A 22,685-nucleotide genomic window follows, 5' to 3' on the forward strand; every position below is an offset into this window, starting at 1 on the left:
CAGAGCGGGGACCACACGGCGCCGCGGTCGCGCACAAGGTGCGCTCGTACAAGTGAGAGGAGCGCCACCTATCGAAGTTCTTTTGTAGGAGCGCACTTGTGCGCGACCACCTACGAAGCGGGGACGATGCGACGCCGCGGTCGCGCACAAGTGCGCTCCTACAGAGAACATCGATGCTCAGCCCGCCAAACGCTCCAGCCGCAGCGCCAGCCAGCGCGATACATCCGGCCACTCGCTGTCGATCACGCTGAAGCACACCGTATTGCGCAAGCTGCCGTCGGGACGGCGCTTGTGATTGCGCAGGACGCCTTCGCGTTGCGCGCCCAGTCGCTCGATGGCGCGCTGGGAATCGAGGTTGCGATGGTCGGTGTGAAACTCCACCGCCACGCAGTTCCAGGTTTCGAAGGCATGCTGCAGCAACAGGCGCTTGCATGCGGTGTTGAGATGGCTCTTCTGCCAGCGCTTGGCGTACCAGGTGTAGCCGATGGCAACGCGGCGCGGGTCATCCACGTAGTCATAGAAACGCGTGCTGCCTACGATGTCGCCGCTGCTCTTCTCGCGCACCGCGAAGGGCAGCATCAGACCCGCCTGTTGGCCAGCCAGGGCCTTGGCGATGTAGCCGGTCGTCTCGCCGAGCCCGGGCGCGCTGGTGAACCACAGCTTCCACAGCTCGCCGTCCGCCGCCGCAGCCTCGAGGGCAGGGGCGTGGTCGGGGGCGAGGGGTTCGAGGGCGACGTAGGCGTCTTCCAGCAGGACAGGCGTCAGCGCGGGCATTGGTGCTCCGTGGGAGGTCTCAGGCGTCCAGATCGGGGATCAGCCTGCTTTCCAGCCGGGCGATGTGGTCCTTCAGCAGCAGCTTGCGCTTCTTCAGGCGCGTGATCTGAAGCTCGTCCCGGCTGAGCGACACGGCCAGGTGCTCGATGGCCACGTCGAGATCGCGGTGCTCTACGCGCAGCTCGGCCAGCAAGTGGGCAATTTCGGCTTGGTCCTGGACCTGCATGTCGGTGCGAATGGCTGGGGAAAACACACGCAGTGTAGCGCTGCGCGACCCAAAGAGACTGCCCCGGCCGGCCAGATCGTTACAATGGGAGGCCGTCCCGTTGCCCACCGATCATGTCCGCCCAGCCCGACGCCACCCGCAAGCAGCACTACGAGGCCACCAAGCTGGCCAAGCGCCTGCGCCATCAGGTGGGCCAGGCCATTGCCGACTTCAACATGATCGAGGAGGGCGACAAGGTCATGGTCTGCCTGTCCGGCGGCAAGGACTCCTACACGCTGCTGGACGTACTGCTGTCACTGCAGGCCAAGGCGCCGGTGCGGTTCGAGATCGTCGCGGTGAACCTGGACCAGAAGCAGCCCGGTTTCCCTGCCCACGTGCTGCCGCAATACCTTGCCGGGCGCGATGTGGCGTTCCATATCATCGAGCAGGATACGTACAGCACGGTCACCCGGGTCATTCCCGAGGGCAAGACCATGTGCAGCCTGTGTTCGCGCCTGCGCCGCGGCGCGCTGTATCACTGGGCGGCGGCCAACGGTGTCAGCAAGATCGCGCTGGGCCACCATCGCGACGACATCCTCGGCACCTTTTTCCTGAACCTGTTCTATCAGGCGCAGCTGAAGGCGATGCCGCCGAAGCTGCGTTCGGACGATGGCCGCCACGTAGTGATCCGCCCCTTGGCATACTGCAAGGAAAGCGATATCGCCGAGTACGCCCAGGCCAGGGAATTCCCCATCATCCCGTGCAATCTCTGCGGTTCGCAGGAAAACCTGCAACGCAAGGCGGTTAGGCGCATGATGGAGGACTGGGAGCAGACCCAACCCGGGCGCGCCGAGAACATTTTTCGCGCGCTGGGCAGTGTGCAGCCCTCCCAGCTCACCGATCGCAAGCTGTTTGACTTCGCCACGCTGGGCGCGCGCGAAGGTGTCGCCCGCGCCGATGCGCACGAGTGGCTTGCCGGTACGCCGGACGAGTCGTGACCTTCACCGAAAACCAGTCGAGTAACGCCGTGTCTCTCTTTGCATCCGTTGAAATGACCCCGGGCGATCCGATCCTGGGACTCACCGAGGCCTTCGTGGCCGACACCCGTCCGGGCAAGGTCAACCTGGGCGTGGGCATTTATTACGACGAGCAGGGCCGCATCCCACTGTTGCGCGCCGTGCAGCAGGTCGAGCAGCAGCTGGCGCTCGATGCCAAGCCGCGTGGCTACATCCCCATCGACGGCCTGCCGGCGTACGACCTCGCCACCCAGAAACTGGTGTTTGGCGAAGACTCGCCCCTGCTGGCCGCCGGCCGCGTGGCGACCTCGCAGACTGTCGGCGGCAGCGGCGCGCTGCGCGTCGGCGCCGACCTGCTCAAGCAGATCCTGCCGAGCGCGAAGATCGCCATCAGCAACCCGAGTTGGGAAAACCACCGCGTGGTGTTCGGCGCGGCCGGTTTCGACGTGCTGACCTATGCCTACTACGACGCCGCCACGCACGGCCTGGACTTCGCCGGCATGCTGGCGGACCTGGGCAAGCTGGAGCCGGGCACCGTCGTGCTGCTGCACGCCTGCTGCCACAACCCGACCGGCGTAGACCTCAATGCCGAGCAGTGGCAGCAAGTGGTGGACCTGGTGAAGGAGCGCGGCCTGCTGCCCTTCATCGACATGGCCTACCAGGGCTTTGACGAAGGCATCGACGCCGACGCCACCGCGGTGCGCCTGTTCGCCGCCTCCGGCATCGACGCCTTCGTGGTTGCCAACTCGTATTCCAAGTCGTTCTCGCTGTATGGCGAGCGCGTTGGCGCGTTGTCCATCGTGGGCAAGACGCGCGACGAAGCCTTGCGCGTGCAGTCCCTGGTCAAACGCACCATCCGCTCGAACTACTCCAGCCCGGCCACCCACGGCGGCCTGCTGGTCTCCACCGTGCTGGGCAGCGCCGAGCTCAAGGCCATGTGGGAGCAGGAGCTGGGCGAGATGCGCGAGCGCATCCACGCGATGCGTGCCGGCATGGTCGAGAGGCTCGCCGCGGCGGGTGCATCGCATTTCGGCTTTATCCAGGAGCAGGCTGGCATGTTCTCCTACTCGGGCCTCAGCAAGGCCCAGGTGGACCGCCTGCGCGAGGAGTACGCCATCTACGCCATCGGCACTGGCCGGATCTGCGTGGCGGCGTTGAACCGCGCGAATCTGGATACGGTGGTGAATGCGGTGGCTGCGGTCAGCCGCTGATCTAGCCCCAAGCCCTCCTATTCGTCATCCCGGCGCACGCCGGGATCCAGCGCCTCAGTGCGTGAGAAGGCGACGCGGCATCATCGATGCCCATCGCACCTGGATCCCGGCCCTCGTCGGGGTGACGGCAGAAAAAATACGGATACCGAATGTTCTTCCGCAATCTCACGCTGTTCCGCTTTTCCCCCGCCATTGCCGACGACCTGAACCGCCTCGACGAAGCGCTGGGCGACCATCGCCTGCGCCCCTGCGGCCCGCTGGAAATGGGCACCAAGGGTTTCGTGCCGCCGGTAGGTCGGGGCGATGAAGCCCCGCTCACCCACGCAGTGAATGCCTGCACCATGGTCACCGTGGGCGGTGAGGACAAGCTCCTCCCCGGTTCGGTGGTAAACGACGAACTTCACCGCCGTGTTCAGAAGATCGCCGAAGAAGAGGGCCGCAAGGTCGGTGGCCGCGAACGCAAGCGCATCAAGGAAGACGTGCTCAACGAACTGGTGCCGCGCGCCTTCATCCGCAGCTCCCGCCAGCGCGCCTACGTGGACAAGAAGAACGGCTGGCTGGTGCTCGATACCTCCAGCCGCAAGTCCGCCGAGAACACGCTGACGCAGATCCGCGAAGCGATGGGCAGCTTCCCGGCCGTCCCGCTGGCACCGGAAGAGGGCCCGCGCGTGCTCATGACCGACTGGCTGGCCAACGGCAACCTGCCGGCCGGGCTGGCGCTGGGCGACGAGGTGGAGCTGCGCGACCCGGCCTCCGCCACCGGCGCCATCGCCAAGTGCCGCCGCCAGGACCTCGATGGCGAGGAAGTGAAGGAGCATCTGCGCAACGGCAAGCAGGTGTTCCAGCTCGGTCTCACCTTCGATGAGCGCATGAGCTTCGTGCTTGGCGAGGACCTGATCGTGCGCAAGCTCAAGTTCCTGGACGTGATCACCGAGGAACTGGGCGACAGTCATCCCGACGCAGCCGCCGAGGCTGACGCGACCTTCACCCTGCTGACCCTCGAGGTCGAGCGCCTGCTGGGCAAGCTTGAGGAATGGTTCGGCCTGCCGCGTCCCGCTGAGGCCTGAGCCGCTCCGTTCAGGGTTTTCCGTCCCGACCGTACGGTCGGGACGGTCATCGCTTCGCCTTGCGAAGCCTGCATGCTCCCCCCACATTTCCTCTGGGACACTGGTCGTCCTTTGGAACTCGATCGGCCTGGACGCCAAGCAGTTAAGGCGGGGACATGACGCAGCATCTTGAAGGCGATTGGCTGGAACTGGCCACCGCGAGCGGCAGCACCATCCGTGTGCTCAAGGCCGCCCATCCGCGCGCGCGCCGGTTGCGGCTGACGGTCACGCCCAAGGGTGCGCGCGTGTCGTATCCGCATGGCACGCATCCGGCACAGGTGAGCGCGTTTCTGCGCCATCACGCTGACTGGCTGGAGCGCAAGCTCGACGAGTTGCATCTGATCGTGAAGCCCTTGCCGCCGCTGCGCGTGGGTACGCCCACGGAGTTTCCGTTGCGCGGCGAAACCGTGCAGCTCGATTGGGCGGAAGGTCCGTATCCGCGTGTCGAAGCCGGCGAGGGCACGCTCACCCTGGTGATCCCCCGACCGCATACGCGTGCGGTGCCGGTGGCGCGCGGCTTGCTCGCTTCGTATTTCGAAGCGCAGGTCCGTCGCGATGTGTCGCGCTGGCTGGCAGGTTATGTGCCGCAGCTGGGGCTGGCGCCTACGGCATTGCGCGTGCGGCCGATGAAGAGCCTGTGGGGCAGCCTGGACACGCGCGATCGCATCAACCTCGATCTCGCGCTGGCGCTGGCGCCGCCCAACGCCTTGAAGTACGTGCTCGCCCATGAGCTGTGTCACCTCAAGGTGCGCAGCCACGCGCCGCGTTTCTGGGCGCAGGTGGAATTGCTGTTCCCCGAATGGCGCGAGCAACGCGACTGGTTGCGCCTCAATGGCGCCTGGCTGAAGACCGAACTCGATCGTCTGATTGCCGACGTGGCGGACTGAGCTTTTCGTTTAACCCCTTTCCGGCATTCCCGGCGAATATGAAAGTATCGCCAACGGAAAGGACGCCATGTCGGCCGCCATCGCGCCATCAACGGACTGGACGCAAGCTTGCGAGCTGGCGCTTGCGCATCTGCAGCAGCAACTGTCGCAACCGCACGCCGGCCAAGTCACCGACAGCTCATCGCTGAGCGACGCCGAATGCATGCAGCGCTATCGCAACGGCGATGTGCACGCCTTCCGCATCCTCTATGCACGCTATCGCGAGAAGCTCCATCGCTATGCGTTGCGCCTGGCGGGTAAATCCAGCGAGGCCGAAGAAGTGTTCCAGGACGTCTGGATGGCCGTGGTGCACGGCAAGGAACACTTTCAGCCCGAAGCTTCGTTCGCCGCATGGTTGTTCGGCATCGCGCATCGTCGTGCGGCGGATCGCTGGCGCACGCTGGGTCGGCATGCGCCTGATGCGATCGATCCCCATGGACAGGAAGAGGACGCGCTCGAGCACCATGCCGCGCCGCTGCTGCATGCGCCCGACCGTCATCTGCACAACGACGCGCTGGGCAAAGCCTTGGTCGCCGCCGTCAAGGCGCTGCCGCTGCCGCAACGCGAAGCGTTCCTGATGAAGGCCGAAGGCGAACTCAGCCTCGAGGATATCGCCATAGCCACCGGCACTACGCGCGAAACGGTGAAGAGCCGCCTGCGTTATGCGCAGCAGAAATTGCGGGAGGCTTTGCAGCCATGGCGATGACCGATGAGATGGATGACCTGTTGCTGCTTTATCGCCAGGCCTCGCGTGAGGCGCCAACGCCGCTGATGGATGCGCGCATCCTGCGTGCCGCCAACCGGGCCTCCGTGTTTCGCCGCTGGAACCGGCACGCGGCGTGGCCTGCCGCTATTGCCGCGGCAGTGCTGCTGTGGGCCGCCTGGCAAGGCCATCCCCATCCGCCGACAAGCACGGCCATCCCCATGGCGGGCTACGACGCCGGTGCATCGCGCGCCGAGTTGCTGCAGATGGATGTCACGCCTCCCGGCGGTGAGCTCGATCGTTTTCTGTTGAACGTCAGCAGTACCCACTCTCCCTCCACGACAAGGAATGCCCCATGAAAAAGCTGCTCGCAACCGCCGTGCTGTTTGCTGCCGGCCTCGCCGGCGCCGCGCATGCCGCCGCGCCTCCCGGTTGGTTCGTCTACGTCAACGGGACGGCTGCCACCGACTTTGAAACCGGCACGGAATCGTCGACCCGCACGTCAGGCGCGACCAGCGCGTTTCTTCGCGCCACCACCGACAACCACGGTTTCGCAACGTTGATGCAGACCGTCGGCGCCACCGCGTATCAAGGCAAGCGCGTGCGGTTCTCCGGTTACCTGCGCACCAGGGACGCGGGCAAGGGACAGCTGTGGATGCGCGTCGACGGCGCGGACAAGAAGCCCGCGGCATTTGACAACATGGAAGATCGCGCACCGCAAGGCGACAAGCCGTGGCAGCGCTTCGAGGTGGTGCTCGACGTGCCCGGCAATGCCCGCGACATCGCCTTTGGCCTGCTGCTTCAGAACCGCGGCGAGGTATGGGCTGATGGCCTCGCCTTCGAGGTGGTCGACCCGAGCGTGCCGACCACCGGCAGCCAGCCGCATGCCTTGCCGGCAGCGCCGGTCAATCTGCAATTCGCCAGGTAAGTACGGGCCCGTCTGCGCAGGGACGCGCGGCGGGCCATCTTGCGCGTACGCGACCAAGGGTGGAACCTGAGTGCTCACCGGGGACTCAGGGGGAGTGACATGGAGCTGCCGATCGGTCCGTTCATCAAGACCATGTGGCTGATCTTTACGCTGTACTGGTTGTGGGGCTGGCGTCGGGTCAAGGGAGCGCAGCGCAAGGAGCCGATCCTGCCGCGCCTGCTCAAGTACTGGTTGCCGCTGATCATTGCCATTGCGCTGATTGGACCCGGCGACTGGTTTCGCGGCACGTGGCTGGGCACGCGCATGTATCCGGCTGGCGATGCAGTGGCGGTACTCGGTGCGCTGCTTACCATGCTCGGTGTCGCGTTCGCCTGCTGGGCGCGTTACGTGCTCGGACGCAACTGGAGTTCGGTGGTGCAGGTGAAGAAGGATCACGAGCTGATCCAGAGTGGCCCTTATCGCTGGGTGCGCCATCCGATCTACACCGGTCTGCTGCTGGCCTTCTTCGGCACGGCGATGGCCATCGGCGAATGGCGCGGCGCGATCTGCGTGGTCATCGTCGCCGTGTCGTTCTGGTTCAAGCTGAAACTTGAGGAGCGCTGGATGCGCGAGAACTTCGGCGCGGCTTACGAGAGCTATATGCAGCGCACCAAGGCGCTGATTCCGGGCGTGCTGTAGAACAGCGCTAGACGGCCGGATGACGCAAAGCCATCCGGCGATACTGAGCTTAGTGCGACAGCGTGAACTGCGTAAGGATGCGCGCCGTCTCGTCCGGCTTCTCCATGATCGGCATGTGATTGCAGCCGGTCATCGTGCTGGTGCTGATAGCGGCGGCGTTCTTCAGGCCGTTGCGCAGGCTGTCGAGCGCAGAGATGTCGACGATCTTGTCGTCATGGCACCACAGGCCGAGCACCGGCATGCCGAGCTTGTCGAGGCGGTTCTGCAGCGACAGATACTGCGACGGGTCGCGCAGCTCGTTGAAAGTCTGGTTGATGAAGGCGCGGTTTTCCTGGTTGCGCTTGATCAGCACATCCTGGAAACGACCGGGAATATCCAGCGGCTTGGCAAATGCCCAGGCAGTGGCCTTGGCGAATTGCTCGCGATTGTCGAAGGCGAACAGGTTTTTGCCAGCGAGAGCTTCGCGCGAGAATTCGTTTTCGTTGGTCTTCAGGCCGAACGAATCGAGCAGGGCGAGTTCGGCGACATGCTCGGGGTGCTCGGCGGCGAAGACGCCGGCGATGGCGCCGCCCATCGAATGACCGATCAGCACGACTTTCGGCAAGTTCAGCGCATCGACAAAGCCCTGCAGGCGCGCCACTTGCGCGTCAATGTTGTAGCTGGCGCCCTCGACGCGCGAGGACTCGCCCCAGCCCGGCAGATCGGGCGCGATCACGTGGAAATGCGGCGTCAGCAATTCCATCTGCTTGAGCCACACTTCCTTGCTCGCGGCAAAACCGTGCAGCATCAGCAGGGTCGGACCCTGGCCACCTTCGTAGTACACCCACTTGGTGTCGCCGACCTGCACCGAGTGCTTCTCGACATGCGCGGCCATCATCTGGCGCTTGATGTCGGCGCTCATCAGCCACTGTGGTGCGAACAGGTACGAGCCACCCAGCACCACGACCAGCAAACCGGCCACGTAGCCGAGGAATTTTAGCCGGCGCAGGGCCAGTCGCTGCCAGAGCGGGCGCGTGGGAGCGGGCGTGGTGGTCGTCGCTTTCTTGGAAGTCATGGGTGAACCAATGGTGGGGATCGCAGCTATCGATGGCGTCGCGCGCCTCCCTTTGCAAGGAGGCGCGCGCGGAACTTACTTGCTGGCGCCCTTGTTCGCCTTGGCGAACACGGATTCCACAGCTTCCTGCGTCAACGGGTGATAACCGCTCTTGGCTTTCGCATAAACCTGCTGCGCATAAGCCAGGCCTTCCGGCGACTTCACGAAGGCCTTGTACAGCGGCATGGTGAGGTAGAGACGGCCGATGCGCGTCATGTGCTCGGCAGCGGCCGGCCACACGTCCTTGTCGCCCGCAGCGATGGCATGGCTATACCAGCGCATGCCGATCTCGGCGTTGGGCGTACCGGTGAGATGCCAGGCAGCGTCGATCTGCTTGATCTTGTCCAGCGGCGTCACGTCCGGCAGGCCGTCGAGGAAGTACATCCATTCCTGCGTGTTCCAGCTCTTCGCGTCGAGCTTGTCGGCGGCGAGCGAGCCGGCAAGGAAGGAGGCGCGTTCCTTGTCGATCGCGTTGAAGCGCGGCGAATCGGGCAGCGGTGCATCCTTGGGAATGCCCGGTTCATACACCCACTGCTGCACGTCGGCCCAGCTCATCTTGCCCGGGTTCTTGTCGAACAGATTGGCCTTGAGGTAATCGAGCATCTGTTCGGTGTCGATGCTCTGGAACGCGAAGTGCGCGAAATAGCCCTTCAAATAGGCATCGAACGTGTCTCGGCCAAAGCGCTGCTCAAGCGTGCGAAGGAACCAGCTGCCCTTGTCGTACGGCACTTCGGAGATCGAATCGTCGGCGCCGATGCCGGGCTTGGGTGCGAGGCGCTGCGCGTTCGGTGCAATGGTCTTGTCCCGGATGGACTTCTCCAGGCCGCGCGCGGAAATCAGCGCTTCCTCGTCGGCCAGCGTCTTGCCGTACACCGCTTCGGTAATGCGGCCCTGCACGTAGGTGGTGAAACCTTCGTTGAGCCAGATGTCGCGCCACGCGGCGCTGGTGACCAGGTTGCCCGACCACGAGTGGGCGAGCTCATGCGAAATCACCGAGACCAGGCTCTTGTCGCCAACCAGCAGGGTCGGCGTGGCGAAGGTCATGTTCGGGTTTTCCATGCCGCCGAACGGGAACGACGGCGGCAGCACGAGCAAGTCATAGCGACCCCACGCATACGGGCCGTAGAGCGACTCGGCGGTCTTGATCAGCTTCTCGGTGTCTTCAAATTCCTTGGCGGCCTTGCCGACCACGCTGGGTTCCGCATAGACGGCCGAACGCGGACCGGTTTCCTTCGCTGCGATATCGCCCGCCGCGATCGCCAGCAGGTAGGAGGGAATCGGGTGCGGCTGGTTGAAGGTGAAGTCGCCGTTCAACGGATGGTTCGCGTCGTTGATCGCGCTCATCACCACGCGCACGTCCTTCGGTGCGGTGACGTGGGCGTCATAAGTGAAACGGATCGCCGGCGAATCCTGCAGCGGCACCCAGGAGCGCGCGTGGATGGATTCGGACTGCGAGAACATGAAGGGCAGTTTCTTGTCCGCCGTCTGTTCCGGCGGCAGCCACTGCAGGCCCGAGGCGGTCGGCACGGTCGAATAGACGATGCGCACCTGCGAGGGATGCTGCGGCGCGGCGATGGTGAGCTTGCTGCCCAGCTCCTTGTCGCGCGGCGCCAGCGCGTACTTCAGCGCGCTGGTCTTGCCCGCGGCGTCAACCGCTTCGATGCGGGCGATCTTCAGGTCGCGCGTATCGAGCACCAGCGACTGCGCCTTGGCGTCCTTCCAGTCCAGCTTCAGCGTGGCCTTGCCATCGAGCTGCTTGTGCGGAAAGTCGACCTTCAGATCCAGATCCAGATGCGTCACGCGGACCTGGTCGGGCTGGGCATAGGAATGCGGGTCGGCGGCGAAGGCGCTCAGCGGCAGCGCGAGGGCGCCGAAGGCGAGGAGGTGGAACGGGCGCATCGGGGAGGCTCCAAAAGCAGGAAGGGGGAGTATGCCATTGGAGGGTGAGGGGGCGCGGGTGTGGGAGGTCACCCTGGGGGCGGAGGTTTGGCTCCTTCTCCCCTTTGGGGAGAGGGTTGGGGTGAGGGGTCAACCTTGCCTCGTTGTCTGGAGGTGCCTCAGTCTTCTTTTGCCCGTCATCCCGGCGCAGGCCGGAAGTGCTTCACAACTGCCGAATGGCTGGTCATTCAGTAGCTTCGGTCTTCGATTGTCGCGATATCGCGACCTGGCTCGCCTGCCGCGGGCTTCCGTGCCGCTGCCGCGGCCCGGGTCACTTTTCTTTGCTTGCCCAAAGAAAAGTAACCAAAAGAAAGGGCCCCCCGGATGACGCGCCTTCCGGGCCTGCGGCCCTCCAGGTGCGCGGTCGGGTTACGGGGTTTTTCGACAGGACATCCCTGTCCTGTCGAAAAACTGGCCGCTTCCATGCGGCCACCCTTCGGGCTTTCCTCCACCCGCCCGCCGCGTCATACGGGGACCCCGGGGATCAAGAGCCGGATCAAAGGCCGAACAACGCGACGTTGCTGGGTCAAGCAGCTCCCTTGTAGGAGCGCACTTGTGCGCGACCAGCCAACGGAGCGATGCACCCCAGCGCTGCGGTCGCGCACAAGTGCGCTCCTACAAGGGTTGACGCGCGTCCGTGGATGGTGATCAACGTTGCCGAGCGCCACTTTTTTTGTGGGAGCGCACCCTGTGCGCGACAAACCTACGGAGCAATACACCCAGGCGTGGCTGTCGCGCACAGGGTGCGCTCCCACAGACGAGCCGTTGCGGTGGAAGCGAGGGTTTGCGTTAAGTCATCATCGCTGTGAGGCGCTGCGCGAACACCGGTCTTTTCCCGAAGGACGGACCGCTTCAACACCGAGCGACAATCAATGCGTCGACGTCGCCGGCGCCGGTGCGCGGTGGCCTTGCTGCATCGACTTCACGTAGTCGACCACATCCTGCTTGGACACCACGCCGCGGTGCTCCTTGTCGATCGCATCGAAGTGCGCGCGGATGAACGGGACGGGGCCTTTCTCGGCCTCTTCCTTGGTCAGCAGTCCATCCTTGTTCTTATCCGCGATGTCGAAGTTCTTCAGCCGATTCTGGGCGTCGTTGGCGATATTGCCCAGGCCCGATTGCGCTTGGGCGGCCGTGGCGGCGAAGGCGGCTAGGGTGGCGATGATCAGAACTGTCTGGCGCATGGCGTGACTCTCTCCCTGAATGACGGGCGGAGTATGTCACCGGGGATGTGAGTGGTTCGTTCGGGTGATCGCCCGATGTGGCGTCGTCGCAGCAGCTCTTGTGGGAGCGCACCCTGTGCGCGACACGCCCCGCCGCTGGCAGGGATTGGCGCGCACAGGGGAGATTTACGCGCTGAAGTCGAGGGCGTTGGTGAGGTCGCCGGGCGGCGGTCCGCCGGCGGCGATCATGGCTTGTTCGCGCATGCTCAGGCCGGGCAGCTTTTCGAGGCCGAAGCGGCGGGTGAGGAAGCGCGCGATCGAGCCGGTGTCGTAAATCGTATGGTCGACGTGGCCCTTCCTGGCATGCGGCGACACCACGATGGCGGGGACGCGTGAACCCGGTCCCCAACGATCGCCCTTGGGCGGTGCGACGTGGTCCCACCACCCGCCGTTTTCGTCGACGGTGATCACCACCATGGTGTGCTTCCACGCGGGCGACTTCTGCATCGCGTCGACGATCGCCATGACGTGGCGGTCGCCGGTATCCACATCCGAATAACCGGCGTGCATGTTCAAGTCGCCCTGTGGCTTGTAGAAGCTCACGGCGGGCAGGCGATTGGCTTCGATGTCGGCGAGGAAGCGATTGGTCTTGGAGGTTTCGCCCACGCCGCCATCGCGCAGATGCTTGGTGCGCGCTTCCGTGCCGGGTGCGAAGCTCTTGAAATAGTTCAGCGGCTGATGATGGATCTGGAAATTCGGGCGCTGCGGGAACTGGTGTTCGTCGCCGTCGCCCTTGCCGTCGAGCGCCAGCTGCCATGCACCCGCGTACCACGCCCACTCGACGCCGGCGGCGGAAAGCACGTCGCCGATGTTCTTGTGGACTTGTGGCGGCAGCGTGTTCGGGCTGTCTTCGGAGGCCAGCAGCGGATTCGTGCCTGACTGCGTGCTGGTCGGCTGGTACGGTGGCATCATGGTGTTCACGGCCCAGAAGTCGGGCGTGAGCTGGCTGCGCGAGGCGTACTTGGGCTTGCCATCCATCGCGCTGCGCGGTGAATCGTCGGCCAGCTTCAGGCGCGTATCGTTCGCCTTGCCGCTTTCGGTCACCGCGATGTTGAACTGTGCGGGGCTCTTGTCCGCGTTCGGATAGAACGGCGGTTGCGCGGCCACCAGGTACTGGTGATTGAGGAACGAGCCGCCGAACGTACCCATGAACCAGTTGTCGCACAGCGTGTACTGCCGCGCGAGCTGCCACAGGCGCAGGTTCGAGGCGCTGTCGTCGTAGTGGCCCATCACCATCGCGCCGGTATCGCCCCAGGCGACGAAGCCATCGTTCTTGCCGCCGTTGATCTGGCGCTGGTTGTCGTAGAACGCGTGCACGAGATCGCGCGTCACCACGCCATGCGGCAGCGGCTCGCCATCGCCCGTGCGCAGTGCCCACGGTGCGTTCGGCAAACCGGTGAGGTGATCCTGCATCACCTGGTAGTCGCGGTGATTCACCGTCTGTTTGTGGGGCGCCAACCCATGCCAGATCGGCGGCAGCTCTTTCAGCACGGCGCCGTCGCGGTCGCGCTGCAGGTATGACTCGGGCTTCAGCGTGCTGAGCGGCTGCTCCACGCCCGGGAAATTGGCGAACAGGTTGTTGAAGCTGCGGTTCTCCAGATAGATCACCACGACCTGCTGGATTTCCTTGCGCAGCATGGCGTCGATGGCAGCGGGTGCGGCTGGCGACGCCGACGGCTGTGCGGCCGCGGCCAATCCCTCCGTGCCACCGAGCGCGAGCGCGGCGCCGCCCAGCGCGATGCCGCCAAGCAGGCGGCGTCGCGAGGGGTCTTGCGGTGTTTCGTCAGTGGATTCGGGGGAAGGCGGGGGAGGCTGTTTGGTCACGGTGCGGCGTCGTCGTAGAAGCGGGACAGATCGGCCTTGGTTTGCTGCAAGGACGTCTGGTCAAGATAAATCATGTGACCCGAAGGATAAAAACCGAACGTGACGTTTTTGCGTTCGGCCGCTTCCAGCCCCAGATGCGTGAGGTCGAACTCGGTCGCGTAGAACGGCGTGGCCAGATCGTAATAGCCGTTCGCCGAGAACACCTTCAGGTGCGGGTTGCGACGCATCGCATCGCCCAGGTCGTCGCCCACGTAGGTCGCCTGCAGCCAGCCGCCGTTCTTCTTGCGCTTCCAGTCCCAGTTCTTGCCGATGGCGCCATAGTTGTTGGGCAGGTAGGCGCGATCGTCGGAGAACTTCAGTTCCGTGGTGGCGTACTGGTTGAACACGGCGACATAGGCGCCGGTGATCGCATCGCTGGCGGTATCGCCGTCGGGCGTCTCGCCGGCGGCATCCGGATCGATACCCTGGAAACGGCCATCCAGACGTCCGACGGTGAGGCGTTCGTTGCGCAGCAGCTCCTTGCGGAAGCGGCTGGGGCTGACGCGCAGGTTGGCTTCCTTGATGTACTGCGGCGACAGGCCGAGATAGCGGCTCATCTGGCCGGCAACGCGATCGGCCTCTGCCGGATCGATGGTGTCGCCCTTGGCCAGCGCCAGCGTGTAGTCGCCCGAAGCGAAACGGCGCACTTCCGCGAGGAATGTGCCGATATCGGCCGGCTTGTTCGGCACCTTGTTGTGGTACCACGCAATCGCCGCTTCGGTGGGCAGGTTCACGATGTAGCCGTGGTCGATGCCCGGCGCCGCCACGGAGAAATCGAGGATCGACGACATCAGCACGACGCCGTTGAATTCCATGCCCGCTTCCTGCAGCGATTTCACCAGCACCGCGGAACGCGTGGTGCCGTAGCTTTCGCCGAACAGGAATTTCGGCGAATTCCAGCGGTTGTTGACGCTCACATAGCGCGTGATGAACTTGGTGAACGCCTCGGCATCCTGGTCCACGCCCCACACGTCCTTGCCTTCGGTCTTGCCGGCGAGCTGCGAGTAACCCGTGCCCGGTGCGTCGATGAAGACGAGATCGCTCTTGTCGAGCAGGCTTTGATCGTTGGGCACCCAGCGATATGGCGCCGGCGGAATCGGCTTGTCGCCGTCGTTGGCCACGCGCACCGGTCCGAACGAACCCATGTGCAGCCACATGGACGAGGAGCCCGGGCCGCCGTTGTAGAAGAACGTCACCGGACGCTTGCTGTTTTTGCCGCCATCGGCGGTGTACGCGACATAGAAGAAGCTCACCGTCGGCTTGCCCTTGTCGTCGCGGATGGTGAGGCGACCGGCGGTGGCGGTGTAGCTGATGGTGCGATTGCCGACGCGCACACTGTGCTTAGTCACTACGCTGCGCTCGGGCGGCGTGGGCTGCGCGTTTTCGTCGGCGTTCTTGTCTTTGTCCTTGTCGCCGTGTTCGGACTTGGGCGCGTCCTTGGGTGTGTCGGCCGCGTGCAGCGGCAGGGTGCCCAGGGCGAGCATGGTGGCGAGGGCGAGCGTAGCGAGGTGAGGCTTGCGCATGTCAGTTCGTCTCGTTGGGCATCAGGAGTGGGTGGTGGCGTCGTAGTAGCGAGCCAGGTCGCCCTTGAGCTGCTGCAGCGCTTCGGTGTTGAGATAAATCATGTGGCCCGACGGGTAGTACAGGAAGTGCACATTGCCGCGCAGCGACGGTTCCAGGTCCATGTGCGAGATGTCGTATTCGGTGTTGAAGAACGGCGTGGCGAAGTCGTAGTAGCCGTTCACCGAAAGCAGCTGCAGATGCGGGTTGGTGCGCATCGCATGCGCCAGGTCGCCGGCAACATAGGCCATCAGCAGCGGGCGCTTGATGCCGGCCGCCTGATGCTTCCAGTCCCACGACTTGTTGATGTCGCCGAAGGTCGGGCGGTAGTCCAGGTCGCTGTGGTAGTTGAGCTGGTTGACGATGTAGTCGTTGAACGCGGTGACGAAGGCGCCGCTGATGCCGGTGTCGGATGCATCGTAGTCGGGCACCTCGCCGGCAGCGTCTTCGTCCACACCTTCGAAGCGTGCGTCGTAGCGGCCGATGGTGCGGCGCTCGTTGCGCAACAGCTCCTTCCGGAAGCGCGACGGATCCACGCGCAGGTTGGATTCCTTGATGTATTCCACAGAGAGGCCGGTATACCCCGCGAGCTGGCGCGCCACCGCATCGGCCTCGGCGGCAGGAACGTTTTGTCCCTTGGCAAGCGCACTTGCATAAGGGCCGCTGGCGAACGCGCGCACCTGGTCGATGTATGCCTTGAGATCAGAGGGTTTGTTGGCCAGCTTGTTGTGGTACCACGCGGCCGCCGCATAGCTCGGCACGTAGCCGATATACATCTCGTCGTAACCCGGCATGCGCATGCCGTAGTTGAGGATGGAGGACATGATGATCACGCCGTTGAACGACATGCCCTTGTCCTGCAGCGCATCCACCAGCGCACCGGAGCGCGTGGTGCCGTAGCTTTCGCCGTAGAGGAATTTCGGCGAATTCCAGCGGTTGTTGACCGTCACGTAGCGCTGGATGGCACGCGAGAATGCCGAGACGTCCTGGTCCACGCCCCAGAAGTCCTTGCCTTCGGCCTTGCCGAGCGGACGCGAGTAACCGGTGCCCACGGCGTCGATAAAGACCAGGTCGGTCTTGTCCAGCAGGCTGTCGCTGTTGGCGACCAGCTTGTACGGCGCCGGCGCGGTGGCAGCGGGACTGTTGGTGGCGATGCGCACCGGTCCGAACGAACCCATGTGCAGCCACATCGACGACGAACCCGGGCCGCCGTTGTAGAGGAAGGTGACTGGCCGCTTCTCCGCCTTGCCATCCACCGTATAGGCCACGTAGAACACGCTGGCCTGCGGCTCGCCCTTGTCGTCGCGGATGATCACCGTACCGGCGGTGGCGGTGTAGGACACCGAATGGCCGTTGATGCTGACGCTGTGCTTGGTGCGCACCGCAGTTTCGGTGCTCGGCGCCTGGACGTCCTCGTCCTTGCTGGCGGCCTTTTTGTCTTTGTCGGGCGGCGCATCCTTGGCCAAGGTCATGGAACAAGGCAGCAGCACAAGGCTGCCGGCCAACAGCAAGGTCAAAAGGCGGCGCATGCAATTCCCCGGGGATTGGATCGATGTAAGCCCCGAGTATGCGTATCGCGCCCAGGCGGCGACCGTGACAAAAGTACTGGTTGGCTTACTTTTCGCTGACGGGGTGTGGGGTGCGAGTCCCGCAGGATCATGCGCAAGGAAGCGAGCGTTCACAAAAGAAACGCCGCGAACGCCGGGATTGTGAAAGGCGACGGGCAGGGCATGTCGCCCGGTTTCCAGGCTCGTCCAGAGAGCCTGGGAACCGGGCGCATGTTTTGATCAGGACTTAGGTGCGTTGAGATAGTCCAGCGTCGCCTGCAGCATCGATGCCATGCCGATCTTCAAGGCGCCTTCGTCCATGAAGAATTTCGGGGAATGGTTGGCGGGCGCTTTGAGTGCGTCCTGTCCCACCGGCGTGGAGCCCACCCAGAAATACACGCTGGGCACCTCGTTGGCGAAGTAGGCAAAGTCTTCCGACGCCATCCACGGCTTCGCCTCGATCACGTGATCGCTGCCGATCGCCTTGCCGATGCTGTCGCTCACGCGTGCCGTGAGCGCAGGATTGTTGACCAGCACCGGGTTGCTGTCGCCCACCGGTATCTGCGTTTCCACCGTCGCGCCGTTGGCCGCCGCGATGTGCTGTGCAATATCCTTCAGATTATCGATGGCTTGCTGGCGCATGCCGGCGTCGAAGGTGCGCAGCGTGCCCTGCATTTCCACCTGGTCGGGCACGATGTTGTAGCGAGCGCCGCCTTCGATGATGCCGAAGCTGAGCACGGCGGGGTAGTCGCCGATATTGAGCTTGCGGCTGACGATGGTCTGCGCCGCGCCGATGATTTCGGAGGAGGTGACGATGGGGTCGACGCCGTTCCACGGCATCGCGCCATGCGTCTGCTTGCCGTGCACCACCATCTTGAACCAGTCCGAGCCGGCCATGGCCGGACCGGGACGCACACCCACCGTGCCCACGTTGAGCGAACTGACCACGTGCATGCCGAACATCGCGTCGGGCTTGAAGTCGCGGAACACACCGTCCCTGAGCATCAGCGATGCGCCACCCTGTTCGCCCGGGGGCGCGCCTTCTTCGGCCGGCTGGAACACGAACATCACTTGGCCAGGCAAGTCCTTCCTCATGCCGGCCAGCACCGTAGCCAGGCCAAGCAGCATCGCCGTGTGCGCGTCATGCCCGCACGCATGCATCACGCCGACCGGCTTGCCGCGATATTCGCCTTTGGCCTTGGAGGCGAACGGAACATCGACGTCTTCGGTGACCGGCAAGGCATCCATATCGGCGCGGATCGCGAGCTTGGGACCGGGCTTGCCGCCCTTGAGGATGGCGACGACACCGGTGTGCGCGATGCCGGTGTGCACCTCCAGCCCTAGCTTCTTCAATTGCGCTGCGACGAGCGCCGAAGTGCGTGTCTCGCGATTGCTCAGCTCCGGATGCTGATGGATGTCGCGACGCCACGCGGTGACTTGCGGCAACTCGCCTTGCACGAGTTGCGTGGTGTCGGCGGCATGAGCGGTACCGGCGAGGACGGTTGCGAGAGCCAGGGCGAGCGAGGTCAGGCGCATAGGGTGTCTCCACGAATGGTGGCTCGATCCTAACGCCTTCGGCAGCTTGTTGTTGTTGTGGGAGCGCACCCTGTGCGCGACTCGCCGGGCGACAGGTTTCGCCCAGGAGCGTCGCGCACAGGGTGCGCTCCCACAAGGGAAAGCCGGGCGCCATGGAGGCCACAACCCCAGTGCTATGCTCATTCCCCGACCATCGAGGCCGACCAGATGCCCGCTGCGAGCTACGTCCATGGTGTCAGTTCCCAGCCGCTGCTTGGCGATACCGTCGGCACGCTGCTCGACCGCATCGCCGCCCGCTATCCGGAGCGTCCGGCACTGGTGGCGCGGTCCCAGGACATCCGGCTCGACTACCGGCAGTTCCATGCCGAGGTGGAGCGTGTTGCGGCCGGGCTCATGTCGCTGGGATTGCAGCGCGGCGACCGCATCGGCATCTGGGCGCCCAACCGCTACGAATGGGTAGTGCTCCAATTTGCAGCGCCCAAGCTCGGTCTGATCCTGGTCAACATCAATCCCGCTTACCGCCTGCACGAGCTGGAGTACGCGCTCAACAAGGTCCGTTGCCGTGCGCTGGTCTTGCCGCGGCGCTTCAAGACCTCGCATTACCTCGACATGCTGATGGAGCTGGCGCCGGAACTGAGTCATGCGCAGGCAGGTCTGTTGCAGTCCGAACGCCTGCCGTCGCTGCGCGAGGTGATCCTGCTCGATGATCAGGCGGCGCCGGGTACGCGCCGTTGGAGCGAGCTGGCCACCTGCGCCGACGAGGCTGCGATGGCGCAGATGCGCGAGGTGCAAAGCCAGCTCAATTTCGACGACCCGGTGAATATCCAGTTCACCTCCGGCACCACCGGCGCCCCCAAGGGCGCGACGCTCACCCATCACAACATCGTCAACAACGGGTATTTCATCGGCGAGGCGATGCGGCTGACGCAGCTCGATCGATTGTGCATCCCGGTGCCGTTCTACCACTGCTTCGGCATGGTGCTGGGCAACCTCGCCTGTGTCACGCACGGAGCCTGCATGGTGATACCCGGCGAGGGCTTCGATGTGCTCGCCACGCTGGAAGCGGTACAGGAGGAGCGCTGCACCGGCCTGCATGGCGTGCCCACCATGTTCATTGCGCAGCTCGAGCACCCGCAGTTTTCCCGCTTTGATCTCAGCTCGCTGCGCACCGGCATCATGGCCGGCTCGCCGTGCCCGATCGAGGTGATGCGTCGGGTGGTGAGCGATATGCACATGAGCGAAATCACCATCGCCTACGGCATGACGGAAACCAGTCCAGTCAGCTTCCAGTCCACCACGCAGGATCCGCTGGAGCGCCGCGTCGACAGCGTGGGCCGCATCCATCCGCACGTGGAAGTGAAACTGCTGGACGAGCGCGGACGCACCGTGCCGCGTGGCACGGCGGGCGAGCTATGCACGCGTGGCTATTCCGTCATGCTCGGCTATTGGGAGGACGAGGAGCTCACCCGCGAGGCGATCGACGAGGCGCGCTGGATGCACACCGGCGACCTGGCCGTGATCGACGACGAGGGTTATTGCAGCATCGTCGGTCGGCTGAAGGACATGATCATCCGCGGTGGCGAGAATGTTTACCCGCGCGAGATCGAGGAATTCCTCTACACCCATCCCAAGGTCCAGGACGTGCAGGTGTTTGGCGTGCCCGACGAGAAGTTCGGCGAGCAGGTGTGCGCGTGGGTGCGCCTGCGCGATGGCTGCGCGTCCAGCGAGGCGGAGATCCAGAGTTATTGCCGGCATCACCTGGCCTATTTCAAGGTGCCGCATTACGTGCGCTTCGTCGACGAATTTCCGATGACGGTGACGGGGAAGGTGCAGAAGTATTTGATGCGCGAGGCGATGGCTGGAGAATTGGGCCTGCCCATGACGTGAACCTCCTGTGGGAGCGCACCCTGTGCGCGACTTCGGCTACAGAGGAACATCGAATCTCCGCGGTCGCGCACAGGGTGCGCTCCCACAGGGTAAGGCTGGCTATTGGCCCCAGCGAACCGCGCGCCGCGACGGCATGCCCTGATGCGCGGTCAACCACGCCGGCACATCATGGGACGGCATGGGATGCGCAATATGAAACCCCTGCGCTTCATCGCAGGCCATGCCCAGCACGCTCTCGTAGATGTGCGAGGTTTCCACCCCTTCCACCACTACGCGAAAACCCATATTGCGCGACAGCTCCGCCACCGAACGCACGATCGCTTCGTCGTGCTGGCTGGTGCCCATGCCGCGCACGAAGGACTGGTCGATCTTCAGGCTGGTGGCCGGCATCTGCCGCAGCGCCGCCAGATTGCTGTAGCCGGTGCCGAAGTCGTCGATCGCAATGCCGGCGCCGAGCTCGCGAATCGCGGTGAGATGGCGGCGCGTGACGGCGCTGTGCTCCATCAGCGTGCTTTCGGTGAACTCGAGCTCCAGCGAATCGAGCCCGATCTTGTGCCGCTCGGCGACGCTGCGCAGGCGGCCGACCAGGTCGGCGTCCAGGTCGGTGCTGGAAACGTTGAGCGACAACTTGATGTCGTGCCCGTCACGGCGCCAGGCGGCCAGCTGCGCGAGGCTGTGCTCCATCACCCATTGCGTCAGCGAGTGCATCAGGCCCGCACGCTCGGCCAGTGCGACGAAGTGCGCGGGAGGGATGGAGCCCAGCGTGGGATGGTGCCAGCGCGCGAGGGCTTCCACCGCCACGCAGCGGCCGGTGTCCAGGTCCACGCGGGGTTGGTAGTGCAGGTCGAGTTCGGTCCGCTCGTTCAGCGCGGCGGCCAGTTCGGTGACCAGCAGGAATTCCTGTCGCTGCTGTTCGTCCTGCATGCGGTTGTATACCGCCCAGCCGCGCGGACTCTGCTGCGCGGCATGCGAGGCGTTCATCACCAGGCGCAGCGGATCGCCACCGCGCAACTCGTTCGCATGGATCTTGAGCAGGCCCACGCCGGGCTGGATGGTCAGCGGGATGCCCAGGCAATCGAACGGCCGGCGCAGGCGCGCCACCAGGTCGTCGAGGCGCGTGCTGTCATCGAGCAGGTGATGATCGGGAAGCACGGCGGCAAAACGCGTCGCGCCTACCTGATAGAGGCGCGTCTGGGGCGGTATCCATTCGATGGTGCGTGCGGCGACGGAGCGCATCAACTCATCGGCGTACGCATGCCCCATGGCGCGGATGAATGCATTGAAACGCTGCACCGGCGCCACGTCGATGGCGATCACCCACGCATGCGGCACGCCTTCGTGCAGATGCTTGCGCAGATCGTCGAAGAACGCGTAACGATGCGGCAGCTGGGTGATCGGATCGGTGCGGCCAAGATAGCTGCGCAACACCACGCCGGCGCCGATCAGCGAGGCGGCGTCGCGCAAGCTGGCCTGCTCGCTCTCGTTCAATGCAGTGCGCGGCTGCGAGTCCATCACGCATAGCGCGCCGATGTGCTGGCCGGTGAGCGTGCAGACCGGTTCGCTGGCAAAGAAGCGGATCGGTCCCAGGCCTGTCGTCAGTGGCAGTGCGTCGTCGCGCAGGCGTTCATCGGCAAGCGTATCGAGCACCACCTGCGATGCGAGACTGCGCGCTGCCTGCAGCAACAGCGGATGCAAGGCGCGCGGTCCGCCGGACGGCAAGGCGTTGCCATCGGCAAACCAGTAAGCCGCACCGCTGTTGAGCACCAGCGCCACCTGCGGAACGCCGAGCGTGCGCGTCATCAGGCGCACCACGGCATCGAAGCCCGGCACAGCCAGGCTCTCCGCCGAAGCGGCGGCTTGCTCCGGGGATGTTTCCACGGCAGGCGGTGTTGGCTGATGCCCAGCCGCGATCTGCCCCGGACCCCATCCCGTGGTCGTGCGCATCGCCGATTGCCCCCTAAGGACTGGTGTCCCGATATGCAGGCGAGGCTACTCCAGCCGCTTCGCGGACCGCAATCTGTCAAATAGTGGTACGGCTCTTTGGGGTGTGCGTGCCTATGGTTTGATGCTGAAATCCACTTCGACAGGATACGGTGCAGGCTTGGCAGGCGGTGGCGGCAGGGTCCAGCTGGCGAAGTGGCTGGCCATGCATTGCGCCACCAGTGTCTCGGGCTGCACTGCGATGCGTGACAAGCGCCCGTCGGCAGCGACGTCGGCGACCAGGGTGAAAGGCGACTTGTCCGGCGGCTGGGTGGCGGCCAGACAGCTCTTGTACGCATCCGTGGTGGCATTGCCGATGCGATCCCACATCTGTTTCTGATAGGCCGGCCCCGTGGCGGCGCCCTCGGCCAGCTTGGCCTGGGTGACGCGCGCGTGGAAATCCGCGCCAGCGTTGGGACTCAGTTGCAGGGCAAGGGCGAGCAGGATCGACATGGCGGTTCCGGCCGATGAGGAGGCATCACGTTAGCAGCAACGTCCCTTGGTAGGAGCG

Annotated in this window: 20 protein-coding genes; 9 read left to right on the top strand and 11 right to left on the bottom strand. The window is 64.6% G+C overall.

Annotation, left to right across the window (positions count from 1 at the left end; all coding sequences use genetic code 11):
- Nucleotides 1-177: 177 nt before the first annotated feature.
- Nucleotides 178-774: a GNAT family N-acetyltransferase gene (locus AB4Y82_RS18820; protein WP_441601993.1), complete on the bottom strand. Its 597-nt coding sequence runs from the start codon at nt 772-774 to the stop codon at nt 178-180.
- 19 nt (nt 775-793) lie between these two features.
- A complete protein-coding gene (locus tag AB4Y82_RS18825) occupies nt 794-1,000 on the bottom strand; it encodes a YdcH family protein (RefSeq protein ID WP_046972478.1) in 207 nt (68 codons plus the stop codon).
- Between the two features lie 113 nt (nt 1,001-1,113).
- Between AB4Y82_RS18825 and ttcA the strand changes: the two genes are divergently transcribed.
- The 8 genes from ttcA to AB4Y82_RS18865 all read left to right on the top strand — a co-directional run bounded on the left by ttcA (nt 1,114) and on the right by AB4Y82_RS18865 (nt 7,547).
- A complete protein-coding gene (gene ttcA, locus AB4Y82_RS18830; RefSeq protein ID WP_441601994.1) occupies nt 1,114-1,977 on the top strand; it encodes a tRNA 2-thiocytidine(32) synthetase TtcA in 864 nt (287 codons plus the stop codon).
- Nucleotides 1,978-2,006: 29 nt separating this feature from the next.
- Entirely contained in the window at nt 2,007-3,206 is a 1,200-nt protein-coding gene (locus AB4Y82_RS18835; protein ID WP_441602138.1) for an amino acid aminotransferase, read from the top strand.
- A gap of 149 nt (nt 3,207-3,355) precedes the next feature.
- Nucleotides 3,356-4,273, top strand: coding sequence for a recombination-associated protein RdgC (locus AB4Y82_RS18840; protein ID WP_441601995.1), 918 nt, complete (start codon nt 3,356-3,358; stop codon nt 4,271-4,273).
- A 155-nt stretch (nt 4,274-4,428) separates the two neighbouring features.
- Nucleotides 4,429-5,199 (top strand): M48 family metallopeptidase, encoded by a 771-nt coding sequence (locus AB4Y82_RS18845; protein WP_441601996.1) that lies wholly within the window; start codon nt 4,429-4,431, stop codon nt 5,197-5,199.
- Between the two features lie 67 nt (nt 5,200-5,266).
- Nucleotides 5,267-5,944 (top strand): sigma-70 family RNA polymerase sigma factor, encoded by a 678-nt coding sequence (locus AB4Y82_RS18850; RefSeq protein ID WP_441601997.1) that lies wholly within the window; start codon nt 5,267-5,269, stop codon nt 5,942-5,944.
- Entirely contained in the window at nt 5,935-6,300 is a 366-nt protein-coding gene (locus AB4Y82_RS18855) for a hypothetical protein (RefSeq protein ID WP_441601998.1), read from the top strand. The genes AB4Y82_RS18850 and AB4Y82_RS18855 overlap by 10 nt, the downstream gene beginning before the upstream one ends.
- The gene (locus AB4Y82_RS18860) at nt 6,297-6,869 is read left to right on the top strand and encodes a hypothetical protein (RefSeq protein WP_441601999.1); all 573 of its coding nucleotides are present in this window, start codon (nt 6,297-6,299) and stop codon (nt 6,867-6,869) included. Before AB4Y82_RS18855 ends, AB4Y82_RS18860 begins: the two co-directional genes overlap by 4 nt.
- A 99-nt stretch (nt 6,870-6,968) precedes the next feature.
- On the top strand, nt 6,969-7,547 hold the full coding sequence (locus AB4Y82_RS18865; protein WP_441602000.1) for a methyltransferase family protein: 579 nt from the start codon (nt 6,969-6,971) through the stop codon (nt 7,545-7,547).
- 49 nt (nt 7,548-7,596) lie between these two features.
- Here AB4Y82_RS18865 and AB4Y82_RS18870 read toward each other — a convergent pair whose 3' ends face one another.
- The 7 genes from AB4Y82_RS18870 to AB4Y82_RS18900 form a co-directional block, all read right to left on the bottom strand.
- On the bottom strand, nt 7,597-8,601 hold the full coding sequence (locus AB4Y82_RS18870; RefSeq protein WP_441602001.1) for an alpha/beta fold hydrolase: 1,005 nt from the start codon (nt 8,599-8,601) through the stop codon (nt 7,597-7,599).
- 75 nt (nt 8,602-8,676) lie between these two features.
- Nucleotides 8,677-10,539, bottom strand: a complete 1,863-nt coding sequence (locus AB4Y82_RS18875) for a M1 family metallopeptidase (protein WP_441602002.1) — start codon at nt 10,537-10,539, stop codon at nt 8,677-8,679.
- Nucleotides 10,540-11,447: 908 nt separating this feature from the next.
- Nucleotides 11,448-11,762, bottom strand: coding sequence for an EF-hand domain-containing protein (locus AB4Y82_RS18880; RefSeq protein WP_441602003.1), 315 nt, complete (start codon nt 11,760-11,762; stop codon nt 11,448-11,450).
- Nucleotides 11,763-11,927: 165 nt separating this feature from the next.
- A complete protein-coding gene (gene acpA, locus AB4Y82_RS18885) occupies nt 11,928-13,625 on the bottom strand; it encodes an acid phosphatase (RefSeq protein WP_441602004.1) in 1,698 nt (565 codons plus the stop codon).
- Nucleotides 13,622-15,187 (bottom strand): S10 family peptidase, encoded by a 1,566-nt coding sequence (locus tag AB4Y82_RS18890; protein WP_441602005.1) that lies wholly within the window; start codon nt 15,185-15,187, stop codon nt 13,622-13,624. The genes acpA and AB4Y82_RS18890 overlap by 4 nt, the downstream gene beginning before the upstream one ends.
- Before the next feature lie 21 nt (nt 15,188-15,208).
- Nucleotides 15,209-16,753 (bottom strand): S10 family peptidase, encoded by a 1,545-nt coding sequence (locus AB4Y82_RS18895; RefSeq protein ID WP_441602006.1) that lies wholly within the window; start codon nt 16,751-16,753, stop codon nt 15,209-15,211.
- Between the two features lie 258 nt (nt 16,754-17,011).
- Nucleotides 17,012-18,307 carry an amidohydrolase gene (locus AB4Y82_RS18900; RefSeq protein ID WP_441602007.1) on the bottom strand — a complete coding sequence of 432 codons (1,296 nt, stop codon included), beginning with the start codon at nt 18,305-18,307 and terminating at the stop codon, nt 17,012-17,014.
- Nucleotides 18,308-18,514: 207 nt separating this feature from the next.
- Here AB4Y82_RS18900 and AB4Y82_RS18905 point away from each other — a divergent pair, with 207 nt between their 5' ends.
- Nucleotides 18,515-20,194 carry an AMP-binding protein gene (locus AB4Y82_RS18905; protein WP_441602008.1) on the top strand — a complete coding sequence of 560 codons (1,680 nt, stop codon included), beginning with the start codon at nt 18,515-18,517 and terminating at the stop codon, nt 20,192-20,194.
- Between the two features lie 99 nt (nt 20,195-20,293).
- Here AB4Y82_RS18905 and AB4Y82_RS18910 read toward each other — a convergent pair whose 3' ends face one another.
- Together AB4Y82_RS18910 and AB4Y82_RS18915 are read right to left on the bottom strand one after the other, a co-directional pair.
- On the bottom strand, nt 20,294-22,072 hold the full coding sequence (locus tag AB4Y82_RS18910; protein WP_441611563.1) for a putative bifunctional diguanylate cyclase/phosphodiesterase: 1,779 nt from the start codon (nt 22,070-22,072) through the stop codon (nt 20,294-20,296).
- Between the two features lie 177 nt (nt 22,073-22,249).
- The gene (locus AB4Y82_RS18915) at nt 22,250-22,627 is read right to left on the bottom strand and encodes a peptidase C13 (protein ID WP_441602010.1); all 378 of its coding nucleotides are present in this window, start codon (nt 22,625-22,627) and stop codon (nt 22,250-22,252) included.
- Between the last annotated feature and the right edge of the window lie 58 nt (nt 22,628-22,685).

This window comes from Dyella sp. 2YAF14 (assembly GCF_052114725.1).
Classification (GTDB): Bacteria; Pseudomonadota; Gammaproteobacteria; order Xanthomonadales; family Rhodanobacteraceae; genus Dyella.

Excerpts from the sequence above, each read along its gene's own strand:
- AB4Y82_RS18820 (WP_441601993.1), bottom strand. The coding sequence starts at position 774 with ATGCCCGCGCTGACGCCTGTCCTGCTGGAAGACGCCTACGTCGCCCTC.
- AB4Y82_RS18825 (WP_046972478.1), bottom strand. The coding sequence starts at position 1,000 with ATGCAGGTCCAGGACCAAGCCGAAATTGCCCACTTGCTGGCCGAGCTG.
- ttcA (WP_441601994.1), top strand. The coding sequence starts at position 1,114 with ATGTCCGCCCAGCCCGACGCCACCCGCAAGCAGCACTACGAGGCCACC.
- AB4Y82_RS18840 (WP_441601995.1), top strand. The coding sequence starts at position 3,356 with ATGTTCTTCCGCAATCTCACGCTGTTCCGCTTTTCCCCCGCCATTGCC.
- AB4Y82_RS18845 (WP_441601996.1), top strand. The coding sequence starts at position 4,429 with ATGACGCAGCATCTTGAAGGCGATTGGCTGGAACTGGCCACCGCGAGC.
- AB4Y82_RS18850 (WP_441601997.1), top strand. The coding sequence starts at position 5,267 with ATGTCGGCCGCCATCGCGCCATCAACGGACTGGACGCAAGCTTGCGAG.
- AB4Y82_RS18855 (WP_441601998.1), top strand. The coding sequence starts at position 5,935 with ATGGCGATGACCGATGAGATGGATGACCTGTTGCTGCTTTATCGCCAG.
- AB4Y82_RS18860 (WP_441601999.1), top strand. The coding sequence starts at position 6,297 with ATGAAAAAGCTGCTCGCAACCGCCGTGCTGTTTGCTGCCGGCCTCGCC.
- AB4Y82_RS18865 (WP_441602000.1), top strand. The coding sequence starts at position 6,969 with ATGGAGCTGCCGATCGGTCCGTTCATCAAGACCATGTGGCTGATCTTT.
- AB4Y82_RS18870 (WP_441602001.1), bottom strand. The coding sequence starts at position 8,601 with ATGACTTCCAAGAAAGCGACGACCACCACGCCCGCTCCCACGCGCCCG.
- AB4Y82_RS18875 (WP_441602002.1), bottom strand. The coding sequence starts at position 10,539 with ATGCGCCCGTTCCACCTCCTCGCCTTCGGCGCCCTCGCGCTGCCGCTG.
- AB4Y82_RS18880 (WP_441602003.1), bottom strand. The coding sequence starts at position 11,762 with ATGCGCCAGACAGTTCTGATCATCGCCACCCTAGCCGCCTTCGCCGCC.
- AB4Y82_RS18890 (WP_441602005.1), bottom strand. The coding sequence starts at position 15,187 with ATGCGCAAGCCTCACCTCGCTACGCTCGCCCTCGCCACCATGCTCGCC.
- AB4Y82_RS18895 (WP_441602006.1), bottom strand. The coding sequence starts at position 16,753 with ATGCGCCGCCTTTTGACCTTGCTGTTGGCCGGCAGCCTTGTGCTGCTG.
- AB4Y82_RS18900 (WP_441602007.1), bottom strand. The coding sequence starts at position 18,307 with ATGCGCCTGACCTCGCTCGCCCTGGCTCTCGCAACCGTCCTCGCCGGT.
- AB4Y82_RS18905 (WP_441602008.1), top strand. The coding sequence starts at position 18,515 with ATGCCCGCTGCGAGCTACGTCCATGGTGTCAGTTCCCAGCCGCTGCTT.
- AB4Y82_RS18915 (WP_441602010.1), bottom strand. The coding sequence starts at position 22,627 with ATGTCGATCCTGCTCGCCCTTGCCCTGCAACTGAGTCCCAACGCTGGC.